The sequence below is a fragment of the Bradyrhizobium sp. Tv2a-2 genome, assembly GCF_000472425.1.
Classification (GTDB): domain Bacteria; phylum Pseudomonadota; class Alphaproteobacteria; order Rhizobiales; family Xanthobacteraceae; genus Bradyrhizobium.
In genome coordinates, this window is sequence record NZ_AXAI01000001.1 from 288,773 (window position 1) to 301,515 (window position 12,743).

The 12,743-nt window shown below is 63.9% G+C and carries 12 protein-coding genes; 3 read left to right on the plus strand and 9 right to left on the minus strand.

Translation table 11 applies throughout. The features are described 5' to 3' along the window. Window positions 1-19: 19 nt before the first annotated feature. Window positions 20-787 (minus strand): ABC transporter substrate-binding protein, encoded by a 768-nt coding sequence (locus A3AI_RS0101390; protein ID WP_024513850.1) that lies wholly within the window; start codon window positions 785-787, stop codon window positions 20-22. Window positions 788-970: 183 nt separating this feature from the next. On the opposite strand from A3AI_RS0101390, the gene A3AI_RS0101395 reads away from it, so the two are divergent. Together A3AI_RS0101395 and A3AI_RS0101400 are read left to right on the plus strand one after the other, a co-directional pair. After that, window positions 971-1,585 carry a cupin domain-containing protein gene (locus A3AI_RS0101395; protein WP_024513851.1) on the plus strand — a complete coding sequence of 205 codons (615 nt, stop codon included), beginning with the start codon at window positions 971-973 and terminating at the stop codon, window positions 1,583-1,585. Between the two features lie 102 nt (window positions 1,586-1,687). After that, complete coding sequence (locus tag A3AI_RS0101400) at window positions 1,688-2,329, plus strand: glutathione S-transferase family protein (protein ID WP_024513852.1); 642 nt, start codon at window positions 1,688-1,690, stop codon at window positions 2,327-2,329. A gap of 88 nt (window positions 2,330-2,417) precedes the next feature. Here A3AI_RS0101400 and A3AI_RS0101405 read toward each other — a convergent pair whose 3' ends face one another. Beyond that, window positions 2,418-3,683 carry a D-amino acid dehydrogenase gene (locus tag A3AI_RS0101405; RefSeq protein WP_024513853.1) on the minus strand — a complete coding sequence of 422 codons (1,266 nt, stop codon included), beginning with the start codon at window positions 3,681-3,683 and terminating at the stop codon, window positions 2,418-2,420. A gap of 66 nt (window positions 3,684-3,749) precedes the next feature. Continuing rightward, window positions 3,750-5,078 (minus strand): omega-aminotransferase AptA, encoded by a 1,329-nt coding sequence (gene aptA / locus A3AI_RS0101410; RefSeq protein WP_024513854.1) that lies wholly within the window; start codon window positions 5,076-5,078, stop codon window positions 3,750-3,752. A 150-nt stretch (window positions 5,079-5,228) separates the two neighbouring features. Between aptA and A3AI_RS0101415 the strand changes: the two genes are divergently transcribed. Further along, window positions 5,229-5,777, plus strand: a complete 549-nt coding sequence (locus tag A3AI_RS0101415; protein ID WP_024513855.1) for a cupin domain-containing protein — start codon at window positions 5,229-5,231, stop codon at window positions 5,775-5,777. A 5-nt stretch (window positions 5,778-5,782) separates the two neighbouring features. On the opposite strand, the gene A3AI_RS0101420 is transcribed toward A3AI_RS0101415, so the two are convergent. The 6 genes from A3AI_RS0101420 to A3AI_RS0101445 form a co-directional block, all read right to left on the minus strand. After that, window positions 5,783-7,348 carry an FAD-dependent oxidoreductase gene (locus A3AI_RS0101420; protein WP_024513856.1) on the minus strand — a complete coding sequence of 522 codons (1,566 nt, stop codon included), beginning with the start codon at window positions 7,346-7,348 and terminating at the stop codon, window positions 5,783-5,785. 280 nt (window positions 7,349-7,628) lie between these two features. Further along, complete coding sequence (locus tag A3AI_RS49145; protein ID WP_245286803.1) at window positions 7,629-7,769, minus strand: hypothetical protein; 141 nt, start codon at window positions 7,767-7,769, stop codon at window positions 7,629-7,631. A 61-nt stretch (window positions 7,770-7,830) separates the two neighbouring features. Continuing rightward, on the minus strand, window positions 7,831-8,625 hold the full coding sequence (locus tag A3AI_RS0101430) for a fumarylacetoacetate hydrolase family protein (RefSeq protein WP_024513857.1): 795 nt from the start codon (window positions 8,623-8,625) through the stop codon (window positions 7,831-7,833). 156 nt (window positions 8,626-8,781) lie between these two features. Further along, the gene (locus A3AI_RS0101435; protein WP_024513858.1) at window positions 8,782-10,239 is read right to left on the minus strand and encodes an MmgE/PrpD family protein; all 1,458 of its coding nucleotides are present in this window, start codon (window positions 10,237-10,239) and stop codon (window positions 8,782-8,784) included. Between the two features lie 8 nt (window positions 10,240-10,247). Further along, window positions 10,248-11,717, minus strand: a complete 1,470-nt coding sequence (locus A3AI_RS0101440; RefSeq protein WP_024513859.1) for an MmgE/PrpD family protein — start codon at window positions 11,715-11,717, stop codon at window positions 10,248-10,250. Continuing rightward, window positions 11,704-12,741: a PdxA family dehydrogenase gene (locus A3AI_RS0101445; protein ID WP_024513860.1), complete on the minus strand. Its 1,038-nt coding sequence runs from the start codon at window positions 12,739-12,741 to the stop codon at window positions 11,704-11,706. Before A3AI_RS0101445 ends, A3AI_RS0101440 begins: the two co-directional genes overlap by 14 nt. Window positions 12,742-12,743 lie beyond the last annotated feature (2 nt).

Here is a 12,743-nt window from a genome sequence, read left to right on the forward strand (position 1 = left end):
TTTCCGATCAGACGCCCTTTCAAACCCCTTGTGCCTTCAGGCCCCATTTTGCGAGGATTTTTTCCACGGTGCCATTCGCCTTCATCTTTGCCAGTGACGTGTTGATCTTGCCGAGCAGCTCGGCGTCACCCTTGCGCACGCCGATGCCGACCGAGCCGATCACGGTCGGCTTGTAGCTCTCGACAATGCGTGCGTCTGGAAAGCCGCCCTGCTTCAGATTGTAAGCAAGGATCGGATAGTCGGCGAAGCCGGCCTTCAGCCGGCCCGTGTTCACGTCGCGCAGGATGTCGGGAATCGTGTCGTAAGCCTTCACCTCGGCAAACAGGCCGGACTTCTTCAAGGCATCGACGAAGGCGGTGCCGACCTGCGCGCCAACGGTCTCACCTTTCAGATCTTCCTGGCTCTTGTACTCCTTGGTGTCGCTCTTCGGTACCAGCAGGCCCTCGCCATAGGTGTAGATCGGGTCTGAGAAATCGATCACCTGCTTGCGTGCCGGAGTGATGAACATCGCGGCGGAGATGATGTCGATCTTGTTGGAGGTGAGCGAAGCGATCAGCGCCGAGAACTGCATTGGTTCTACCTGCACCGCAAAGCCGGCATCCTTGCTAACCTCGGTGATGAGATCGACCATCACGCCCTGGATCTGGTTGGTCTTGGTGTCGAGGAAGGTGAAAGGCACGCCGGTCGGGGTCGAGCCGACTTTCAGAACCTGCTGCGCGGAAGCAGGCACGCTCATATCCAGCGATAGCGCAACGAGCGCGAATTGGACAAGACGCTTGAAAGGCATGATCGCCTCCTTGACTGCGCCGGCAGGCCTGAGCTCCGCGGGATGTGATCAGCGAGATTTTGTTGCGGGCGACCGTTCGGAACCTATTTTCACCAATATGAAATTGTGGTCACATCCGGCTAGACTTGGCAAGCAATTTTCATGCACATGAAAGCGCAGAATTGACCCGACCTCGGCGGCAGAATGGGCAAGGCGGCATCGAGAGCGAAGGCAAAGCCAATTGAGCCGGCGATGGACGTCGCGGTCGGCATGCGGCTGCGCGAGCTGCGCCGCACGGCCAATCTGTCGCTGGAGACGGTCGCGAGCCGCGCCGCGCTCTCGGTCGGTTTCGTGAGCCAGATCGAGCGCGGCCTGTCCTCGCCGTCCTTGCGCGTGCTCGCGACGCTCGCCGACGTACTCGGTGTCGGCATCGCCGCATTGTTTGGCAATCAGGGGAGCGACAGCGGCGCGCCGCACGGCGTCATTATCCGTGCCGCCGATCGCGCGGAGCTAAAACTATGGCGCACCGGCATCTCCAAGGAGTTGCTCAATCCCACCGGCGCCGACGGCAAGCTCAACCTGTTCCTGGTACATATGAACCCCGGCGGCTCCACGGGCGACGAGCTCTACACCCATGACGGCGAGGAAGCGGGCCTTGTGCTCGAAGGCGAGATGACGCTCACCGTGGGCGGTGAAAGCTGGTGCCTGAAGACCGGCGACAGCTTCAGATTTGCGAGCCGAAGGCCGCACCGCTTCAGCAATCCGTCGAAACGCGCGAAGGCGGTCGTGCTGTGGGTAAATTGCGTGACGGGCCGCTAAGCTCGGAAACTTGCCGGTTGGAGCGCCTCGCAGCTTCCCTTATCATGGGATGAGCAACGCACTGCGCCATGCCTGTCGCATATGGCGCGTCAGGGGCCAGCCATGCTTACCGTCCATCATCTCGGCAAGTCGCAATCCGAGCGCATCGTCTGGCTCTGCGAGGAGCTGCAAATTCCCTACGAGCTGAAGCGCTATGCGCGGGATGCCAAGACCATGCTGGCGCCGCCCGACTATAAAGCGCTGCATCGAATCGGAACGGCGCCCATCATCACCGATGGCGATGTGGTGTTGGCGGAATCCGGCGCCGTCGTCGAATACATCATTGCAAAATACGGCAACGGCCGGTTGACACTCCGCGCCGATGATCCCGACTTTGCGCAATTCCTGTACTGGTTTCATTTCGCCAACGGCACGCTGCAAGCGACTATGGGCCGGCTAATGATCCTGAACAGGTTGAAGCTCGCAGACGACAATCCGATCCTCACCGCCATCAGAGCCCGCCTCGACCTTGCCTTCAATCTTGTCGATGCGCGGACGCGCGAGGCGGAGTACCTCGCCGGGAACGAGTTCACCTCAGCCGACATCATGATCGGTTTCTCGCTCACAACCATGCGCTACTTCCAGCCCTACGATCTCGTGCGCTGTCCCAACATCATCAAATATCTCGCGCGCATCGCCGGCCGTCCGGCCTACCGCCGTGCCATGGAAAAGGGCGATCCGGGGATGGCACTGCTTCTAACTTGAACGCTTGTCGTCCCGGACAAGCGAAGCGCGCGGTAAGGGGTCCCGGCCTGCGTCGGGACGAGGAGAGAGCGCAGCGAACACTAACGTCTCACCCGAACCACGTCTCATAGCGGGTCATCGCGAGCTCGCTGATGTCGACGTCGGGCTTGCGGCCGCTCAAGGTGTCGGCGAGCACGCGGCCGGAGCCACAGGCCATGGTCCAGCCGAGCGTGCCGTGGCCGGTGTTGAGGTGCAGATTGGTATAAGGCGTCGGCCCGATCAGCGGGGGGCCGTCCGGCGTCATCGGGCGCAGACCACTCCAGAACTTTGCATCCTTGAGATCGCCGCCGCCGGGGAACAGGTCGGTCAGCGAATGATCGAGCGTGGCGCGCCGCGCCGCATGCAGAGTGTTGGTGTAGCCGGAGAGCTCAGCAGTGCCCCCGACGCGGATGCGCTTTCCGAGCCGCGTGATCGCGACCTTGTAGCTCTCGTCCATGACAGTCGAAACCGGTGCGGCCGCCGTATCGATCACCGGCACGGTGATGGAATAGCCCTTCACGGGATAGACCGGGATCGAGATGCCAAGCGGCCGCAGCAGATGCGGCGACCAGCTGCCGAGCGCCACGACATAGGCATCGGCCTTCATGAGCCCGGCCGAGGTGGCGACGCCGCTGACGCGCTTGCCTTCCACCACCAGCTGCTGGATCGAGGTCGCGAACTTGAACTGCACACCAAGCCCAGCCGCGTGCGCGGCAAGCGCCTGGGTAAACAGGTGGCAGTCGCCGGTCTCATCCTGCGGCAGGCGCAGGCCGCCGACGAACTTGTCCTTCACCGCAGCGAGCGCGGGCTCGGCCTTGATGCAGCCGGTGCGATCCAGCACCTCGTAAGGAACGCCGTACTGCTTGAGCACCGCGATGTCACCGCCGGTGTGATCGAGCTGCTGCTGTTTGCGGAACAGCTGCAGCGTGCCGAGGCTCTCCTCGTCGTAGCTGATGCCAATGTCTGTACGAAGGGCGCGCAGGCAGTCGCGGCTGTATTCCGCGATCGGGATCATCCGGCTCTTGTTGACCGCATAGCGCGCATCGGTGCAGTTGCGCAGCATCTTAGCCATGAACACCCACATCGCGGGATCGAGCTTGGGGCGGATCACCAGCGGACCGTGCGTCATCACGAGCCATTTGATCGCCTTCACCGGCACGCCGGGGCCGGCCCAGGGCGAGGCATAGCCGGGCGAAACCTCGCCGGCATTGGCGAATGATGTTTCCAGCGCAACATCCGGCTGACGGTCGACGACCGTGACCGCATGGCCGGCTTTGGCAAGATAGTAGGCGGACGTCACGCCAATGACGCCGCCGCCGAGAATGAGAACGTTCAAGGGCTAATGCTCCCGCGCGATGGCCGCGCACCTAAAGATGTTCACGGCAGCCGCGAAGAGCAAGGATCAGGCCACTCGTTTGATGACATCGGCCACGATGCCGGCCATCTCGTCGATCTGCTCGGGTTTGACGATCAAGGGCGGCGACAGCGCGATTGTGTCAGCGGTAATACGGATCATCAGGCCGTGATTGAAGCAATCGACCATCGCTTCATAGCCGCGGGCACCGACCGCATCCGGGCGCGCTGCGAGCTCAATGCCGGCGACGAGCCCGACGGTGCGGATGTCGATCACGTTCGGCAGGTCGCGCAAGCCATGCATGGTCTTCTGCCAGTGCGCGGCGAGCGACGCGCCTCGCGTCAACAGCCCTTCACTCTGGTAGATCCCGAGCGTCGCAAGGCCGGCAGCGCAGGCCACTGGATGCGCCGAATAGGTGTAGCCGTGGAATAGCTCGATCTGGCTCTCGGGCCCAGTCATCAACGCATCGTGAACCTTGCGGCTTGCGAACACTGCGCCCATCGGGATCACGCCGTTGGTGATGCCCTTCGCAGTCGTCATCAGATCGGGCGTGACACCGAAATAATTTGCCGCGAACGGCGTGCCAAGACGGCCGAAGCCGGTGATGACCTCGTCGAAGATGAGCAGGATGCCATGCTTGGTGCAGAGGTCGCGCAACCGCTGCAGATAGCCCTTCGGCGGCACCAGCACGCCGGTCGATCCCGCGACCGGCTCGACGATGACGGCGGCAATGGTCTCGGCGCCATGCAGCGCCACCAGCCGCTCGACGTCGTCGGCGAATTCCGCACCGTGTTCCGGCTGCTCCTTCGAAAACGCATTGCGGGCGAGATCGTGGGTGTGGCGGATGTGGTCGGTGCCGGGCAGATGGGTGGCAAAGGCGCGGCGGTTGTTGACAATGCCGCCGACCGACATGCCGCCGAAGCCGACGCCGTGATAGCCGCGCTCGCGGCCGATCAACCGGGTGCGGGTCGGCTGGCCCGCGGCGCGCTGATAGGCGAGCGCAATCTTGAGCGCGGTGTCGACCGATTCCGAGCCGGAATTGGTGAAGAAGATGCGATCGAGTCCGTTGGGCGCGATCTCGGCAAGCTTCTGCGCAAAGTCGAACGCGATCGGGTGGCCCATCTGGAACGAGGGCGCGTAGTCCAGCGTCATCAGCTGCCGTTCGACGGCAGCCGCGATCTGCGGGCGGGCGTGGCCAGCATTGACGCACCAGAGCCCGGCCGAGCCGTCGAGGATCTTGCGGCCGTCGACCGAGGTGTAGTGCATACCCTCGGCGGAAGCGACAAGACGGGGCGTCGTCTTGAACTGGCGATTGGCCGTGAACGGCATCCAGAAGGACTCGAGTTGCAGGGTGTTCGGAATCTGATGGACGGTCACGGCGGCGCTCCCTTGCGTTGCTCGAAAGAAACAGGCCACGGTCAAGAATTCGCAACAAGTCCTTTTCTGTGCCGCCGCAACCTATTGATTTTATTGGATAGCCAAAGGCATATTTGCGCGATCCGCAACACCTCAAACACGGGATTTCCGATGAGCGTCGATATCGGTGGACGACTCCGCTTCGTGCGGGACCGGCACAAGCTGTCGCAGCGGGAGCTCGCCAAGCGCTCCGGCGTCACCAATTCGACCATCTCGCTGATCGAGTCCAATCAAATGAATCCCTCGGTCGGTGCACTCAAGCGCATCCTCGATGGCATCCCGATGGGCCTTGCCGAATTCTTCGCCATCGAGCCGGAGAAGCCGCGCAAGGCCTTCTACAAGGCCGAGGAGTTGACCGAGATCGGCAAGAAGCCGATCTCGTACCGCCAGGTCGGCGACAATCTGTTCGGCCGCGCGCTGCAAATCCTGAAAGAGCATTACGGCCCCGGCGGCGACACCGGACGGGTCCCGCTGGTGCACGACGGCGAGGAAGGCGGCATCGTGATCTCGGGGCGGCTGGAGGTCACGGTCGACGGCGAGCGGCGCATATTGGGTCCGGGCGATGCCTATTATTTCGAGAGCCGGAGACCGCACCGCTTCCGTTGTGTCGGCAACAAGCCCTGCGAGGTGATCAGCGCCTGCACGCCGCCGACGTTCTGATGGCCTCACACCGGCTGGACATCGCGCTCCATTGCTAGCTCGGCCTTGAGGCTGTCGAGGTCGCGATAAATCGAGGCCACCGCGAGCACGCGGCCTTTCTGTCGATATTGAACGAGACAATCCCGATCCGCGACGCTGCCGTCGATCTTGATCTCGTCCCAGGCTTCCGCGTGGCCGACATAATTGATCGGCACGTCGTAATGCTGGCTCCAGAAGAACGGGACGGCATCGTAACGCTCGCGCTGTCCGAGCATGTTGCGCGCAGCCAGCTGGCCCTGCCGCTCCGCGACGACCCAATGCTCGACACGGATATTGGCCCTGGAATGCGGGTCGGGCCAGCGTGCGATATCGCCGGCGGCGAAAACGCCTGGTATGCTGGTTTCGAGATAAGCATCGACGGTCACGCCTCGGTCGATTGCAAGCCCGGCCTGTTCGGCGAGCGCAAGGCGTGGCCGCACGCCGATGCCAACCACCACAAGATCGGACTCGATGGTGCCGCCGCTCTTGAGCTGCGCGCGTTTGCCCTCGAATGCGGTCACAGTGTCCTGGAGGTGGAAGATGACACCGTGTTCCTCATGGAGAGCGCGCACGAAATCGCCGATCTCGGGCCCCAGGATGCGCGCCATCGGCCGCTCTTCGGGAGCCACGACGTGAACCTCGATATCGCGGGCACGCAGCGCGGCTGCGGCTTCGAGCCCGATGAAGCTCGCGCCGATGACGATCGCACGCTTTGGGCCTCCCTTCGCCACGGCAATGATTGCGCGGCTGTCGGCCAGCGTGCGAAGGGTGTGAACATGCGGCTGGTCAGCGCCGGGGATCGTCAGCCGGATCGGCTCGGCGCCGGTTGCAAGCAGCAGCCGGTCGAACGGCAGCGCGCTTCCATCCCCAAGCACGACCTTGCGCTCTTTCGCATCGATTGAGCCAACCTGGGTGGTGAGGCGCAGATCGATGCCGGCCTCGGCATAGAAATCGTCGGGACGCAGCGGCACCCAATCCTCCGGAGCGTGGCCCGCCAAATAATCCTTCGACAAATTGGGCCGATCGACCGGCGGAGCGGCGGCGTCGCTGATCATGCTGATCGTGCCGCCAAAGCCTTCGCGCCGCAGCATGTCCGCTGCGGCAAAGCCCGCGGCGCCGCCGCCGACAATCACGATCTTGCGGGGCACGGAGCCAGCTTGCTGGGCAGCTGCACTCTGCGCTTGCCGTGGCGCTTCCTTGAGCGGCTGCTTGGCCGGTTCGCACTTGCTGCGCACGAATAGTCTGTCGCCTTCGCGCTCGACCTGCCAGACCGCGAGCGCGCTCAGCGCCGGCGGACGCGTCGCCTCGCCGCTTCGCAAGGAGAAGCAGGCATGGTGCCAAGGACAACGGATTGTATCGCCGACCAGAAGCCCTTCCGCGAGCGGCCCGTGATAGTGGCTGCAAAAAGCATCGATCGCGAGAATCTCGGCGCCCTGCTGCACCAGCAGCACCTGATCTTGCCCGATATGGCCGAGCAACTTCCCATCGGCGAAGTCGGCCGGCGACACGCCTTGGGTGAGATCAGGTCCGCTCGGCTTGTTGTCCTCGCCCATGGTCGTATCTCCGCTGGCCGGTGCAGGAGCGGCGGCAAACGCCTCCAACTTCTCGCGCGCCTGCCGCCTCTGCTTAGACGGCCCTGGCCAGAAAAAGTTCCCGGTGCAAGGGGTCGGAAATGGCGAACTCCACTTCGCAAGCACCGGCAGCGGCGGCACGCTGTCGTTCGGCGCGCCCGCCTGCCTGGTGATCAGGGTCATCGAGACCAGGTCATAATAGCCGATGATGCCGATGATATCCATGATGCCGCGCTCGCCAAACTTCTCCAGCGCCGCCTTGTCAAACCGGATCAGGTACCTTCTTATGGCGATCGAGCGCCATGGCGAGATCGTAGAGCGCGGCTTCGTCGTCCTTCATCTTTTCCGGCCGCACGCCGTTGGCGATAGCCTTAGCGACATCAGGATCGAGCCCGGCCTTCATCGCAAGCGGATCGTGCTCGAACCATTCACGTTGTTCTCTCCCCGGACGATTTATTGCTTTTCTAGACGATCCTGATCGACATGTCGGGCAGCCCCTCGAGCCTGCACAGAAGCACATCGCCCTTCACGACCGGTCCGACATTTTCCGGCGTGCCGGAATAGATGATGTCGCCAGCCTTGAGTTCGAAGGCCTCGGAGAGCTTGGCGATCTGCTCAGCGACGCTCCAGATCATCTTGTCCAGATCGGACGACTGCCGCACCGTGCCGTTCACCGCGAGCGAGATCGCTCCCTTGGCGAGATGGCCGACCTTGGAGACCGGGTGGATCGGCCCGAGCACCGCGGCATGATCAAAGCTCTTGCCGATCTCCCACGGCTTCTTCTCGGCGGCCATGCCGTTCTGCAGGTCGCGCCGGGTCATGTCGAGGCCAAGCGCGTAGCCATAGACATGGTCGAGAGCCTGCTCGGGTGCGATGTTGGTGCCGCCCGACTTCAGCGCGGCTACCAACTCGACCTCATGATGATAGTTCTTGGTGAGCGATGGATAGGGATGATCGGCAACCTGGCCGATCGCGACGTTTTGGATCGCATCTGTCGGTTTCTGGAAGAAGAACGGTGGCTCGCGGTTGGGATCGGAGCCGCGCTCGATCGCATGCGCCGCGTAGTTGCGGCCGATGCAGTAGATGCGGCGGACCTGGAACACGCCGGCTTCGCCGACGATCGGGATCGTCGTGATCGGCACGTCAAAGATCGGCTTTGGCCCGGTTTGCGCCGCGGCCGGCGTCGCCTCGGAAATGGCTGCGGCCGCCGCGGCCCCGGTCGCCACAGTCAGCAGATCGCGTCGGGAGGTAGTTCGCATCTCTTGCTCCATCGATCGGCTCCGCGCCGTGACGCGCAAGCCCGTAACAGGTTGAAGGGCCCTGTGCCCGGTTCGGGGTTGGAACGTTGACCAACGGCCCGCTCTTGTCGAGCGGTTTTGGCGAATGGCCGCCCCGCCGGGGCAACCGCTCGCCTCTCACATGGTGAAAAGCGGACGCAGCGCGCGCACGTCATCCACGCGCTCCAGCGCGTTGATCTGTGCGACCAGCTTGTCCGTCTTGTCTGCGCCGAGCACCGGCGCCATGAGGTCGCGCGCCTTGGCGCTGACCGCTTCGGTGCTGAGCGGATTTTCCTTGGTGCCCGGCGGAAATTTGGTGAAGTGCTGCACCTTCTTGCCGTCCGTCATGGTCACCTCGACAATGGCGCCGCGCGGCGCGGCCGGGTCCATCAGCGTCTCGTCGCCAGCCAGCACGATCTTCGCGCGTTGCTCCAGGATTTGCGGATCATGCATCAGCGTCATGTCATGGCTGTCGGCGAAAGAGACCGCGCCCTTGACCAGCGCGAGCGCGACCAGGTGCTGGCAATTGACGTCGGGCATCGCACTGTCGCCGACAATGCCCATGGCATCCATCGGCAGCTTGACCAGGACATTGCGGACATTGGCGGGCGTCAGCCCATACTGCTTACGCAAGGTGAGCAATGCGTCGAGCGGCGACTGGATCGGGTAGCCGACCGAATAGGTCTTGATCGCCGTCTCCGTGACGTAGAAGCGGCTGCCCAGTCCCTCCAGCATCTGCTCGGGCTTCGGCGCGGTGGAAAGCGCGATGAAGAGATTGTGCGTGCCGTCGAGCACGTCGTCGACGCCGGTCAGGCCCGCCTGCACCATGGTGACCGCGGTGACGCCGTTGCGCGCACCCATGCCGGCGAAGTCGAAGGCCTTTTCGATATGGTCCTTGTCCTTCACCCAGCTCCACAGGCCCGAGACCTGCTGCGCCGAATAGGAGATCGCAAAGCGCGTCTGCTTCTCGTCGAGCCGGGCAAGCGAGGCGGCGGCCCCAAGTGCTGCGAAGGTCGACGCCGTTCCCTCGGCGCTGCGATGCGTGCCGCGCACGAGATCCGGCCCCAGCGCCATCAAGAGCCGGCAGCCGAGATCGTAGCCGAGCGTCACCGCGCGAATGAGGTCCTGTCCGCTGCGGCCTTCCTTCTCCGCCATGACCAGCGCAGCCGGCACGACCGAGCTGCCGGGATGTGCCTTGGTGACGGGCTCGAAATCGTCGGTCTCGTCGGCATGGGCGCACATTGCGTTGGCGAGCGCTGCGTTCACCATTGTGGTACGGAAGTCGGAGCCCACGACGGAGGCCTGCGGCTCGCCGCCGAGCGTACGCACATATCTCGTCGCCATGATGCCGGGAGCCATCCGCGAGCCCGAGACCATGGCACCGAGCGTATCGAGAATGCGGTGCTTGCAGGCGAGCACCACCGCATCCGGCAGTTCCTGCTCGCGCGCGGCGACCATGTAGCGCGCCAGGCGCGCCGTGACGCCCGCGCTCGCGTCGGCTGCCAAGGCCATACGAAGCGGCGAGACTGCGAGCGCGGCAACGCCGCCGGCTGCGGACTGCAGCAGGCGGCGCCGGGATTGCTTCTGACCAAACATGCGAGCGGTCACGCCGAAACCGACATCTTGGCGATCTCCGCCGCATCCGACAGGCCCTCGACGTTCCAGCAGGCATCCATCACCCGCCGGATCGCCGGCGCCGGCAGGATGCCGTCGGCAAGGTCAGTGAACTTCACCTCGAGCTGCTTGTCGGTCATCGGCACTTCGACACTGCCCACCGCATGCTCGATGTAACGATGCAGCTGCCGCCCATCCTTGAGCACGACGGTCAGGTCGACCTGCTCAGGCTTGATGCCGGGCGTGATCACCGGATTGACCTTGCCGCGCAGCGCCACGATGGTCGGGTCGTTCACCGCGCGGTCGCTGAACTGCTTCTCGCCTCCGGCGCCTTCGACCAGCGCGACAGCCACCGCATGATAGATGCTGAACTTGCCCTCCAGGCCCTCATGCGGCGTCTTCTTGCCGGTGAGCTCAAGCACCAGCGGATGCACCTTGAGATCGACGTGGTCGATCTGGTCGGCGGTCAGCTTGTTCTCGTTGCGGAGCTGGATCGCGGCATCGATCGCCGGATGCATGACAATGCCGCAGGCAAACGGCTTGTAGGTGTTCAGCGCCGCCTCGTAGCGCTTGCCGAGATCGCCGAGGATTTCGTTATAGTCCTGCTTGGTGCTGATGGTGTTGGCCCAGCCGCGCTTGGCCTCGATCATCTCGTCCGACGAGGTGAAGTTCTTCGAGGCGAGCATCGCCGCGAAGATGCCGTTGGACGCGGCGCGGCCCGGATTGAAGCTTTTGTTCATCGAGCCGAAGGACTCGCGCAGGCCGACCGGCTGCGAGGCGGCGAGCCCGAGCGCCCACACCATCTGCTGCTCGTTGAGCTTCAGCAATTTGCCGACGGCCGCCGCCGAGCCGAACACCCCGGCGGTGCCGGTGATGTGCCAGCCGACGTCATAATGGTTAGGATAGACCGAATTGCCGATCCGGCATTCGGTCTCCACGCCCAGCACCAGCGCGTTGAGAAAATCCTTGCCCGAGACCGGCTGCATTTCCGACAGGGCGAGAATAGCCGACGCCACCGGCCCCGCAGGGTGAATGATGGTCTTCAGATGTGTGTCGTCATAGTCGAAGATGTGGCTCGACACGCCATTGATGAAGGCCGCGTTCATGATGTCGAAGCGCTCGCGGCGGCCGAACAGCGAGGCCTGTTGCGGACCGGAGAACGGCGCAAGTGCACTGACCGCGATATCGACCGTCTGGTGACGCGAGCCGCCGATCGCGACGCCGACCCAGTTGAGCAGCGTGCGCACGCCTTCCTTGCGCACATTGGCCGGGAGGTCGTCGTAGGAGGCAGTGACGATATAGTGTGCGAGCGCGCGCGTGACGCCCTTTGCCGGCGCGGGTTTCGCGGGCGCCGCGGCCGGAGCGGGCGCGGCATCGGCAAGAGCCACGCTGGCGCCGGCAGTGGCCAGCGGAAGCGCGGCCGCAGCCTGCAGCAGGGTTCTGCGATCAGTGATGGGCATAGGAAACCTCCCGTGTCTTTACATTGGCGAGTTGCGCGGCGAGCCGCACGGCACTTTCGAGTGCGCCGGTCTTTGCGACGCCTTGGCCGACGATGTCGAAGGCCGTGCCATGCGAAGGCGTCGTGAAGACGGTGTCGAGCCCCGCCGTTACCGTAACGCCGCGGTTGAATCCACGCAGCTTGGTCGCGATCTGACCCTGGTCGTGATACATCGCGACCACGCTGTCAAACTCGCCGGCAAAGGCGCGGATGTAGACGGTGTCAGCCGGAAAGGGCCCGCTGCAGGCGATGCCGCGCTTGGCGGCCGCTTCGACGGTCGGGCGAATCATCTCGATCTCGTCGCGGCCAAACAGTCCGCCCTCACCGGCATGCGGATTGAGCGCCGCGACCGCAATCCGCGGCTTGCCCATGCCGGCCTTCTTCATCATGCGGTCGGCAAGCTCGATCGCATCGGTGATGCTCTCGGGATTGATGCCGTCGAGCGCCTCGCGCAGCGATTGGTGACCGGTCACCCGGGACATCCATTGTCCATCGAGCACATTCATCTCGGAGAAGTAGGTCTTGTGGCCGAGCAGGCTTGCGAACATCTTGTGCTCGTCGGGGAACTTCCAGCCGCCGTCGAACATCGCGCGCTTGTTCAGCGGCGCGAAGGTGATGGCATCGACCTCGCCGGCCTTGGCAAAGTCGATGGCGCGCGACAGCGTCTCGCCGGTCAGGCGGCCGGATTCGGCGTTGGCCTTGCCAAGCGGAAACAGCTTGGGATCGGTGTTGCCCAGATCGACCAGTGGTACCTTGCCGTTCTTGAAGGAGGCCCTGGCGGGCGAGGTAACTCGCTCGACATCGAGCTTCACGCCGGCATGCGCCATGCCCATCTCCAGCACGCGCGCGTCGCCGACCACGACGAGGCGCGCAACGTCGGCAAGACGATCGTCGGAGAGGATGCGCGCGGTCTGTTCCGGGCCGATGCCGGTGCTGTCGCCAGGGACCAGCGCGATGATCGGAAGAGTGTCTCTATTGGTGTCCATCG